This window comes from Bartonella sp. AA86SXKL (genome assembly GCF_042196885.1).
Genome location: NZ_JBHIRE010000474.1, coordinates 341 through 614, shown reverse-complemented (window position 1 = coordinate 614; position 274 = coordinate 341). Strand labels below are relative to the sequence as shown.

General features: G+C 30.7%; 1 protein-coding gene. It reads left to right on the top strand.

The annotated features are described in order from the left end of the window. On the top strand, positions 1-274 hold a 274-nt coding region (locus ACFIO5_RS12720), incomplete at both ends, for a DUF459 domain-containing protein (protein ID WP_522729903.1).

Genomic DNA, 274 nt, shown 5'->3' with positions numbered 1-274 from the left:
ATGAAAATTTTCAATGAACTCTACAGAAAAGAAACAGAAGTAGCAGGAGGATATTTCCTCGATATTTGGAATGGTTTTACTGATGAACAAGGTCGATTTTCTTTTTCCGGTTATGATATTCATGGAAAAATAGCCAAATTACGTACAAATAATGGCATTCACTTTACCTTTGAGGGAAAGAAAAAACTTGCTTTCTATTTAGAAAAGCCATTGAAAAACATTCTAAATTTTGATTCATCCCCCTATAAAAATAGATATCTCACAAACACAAATA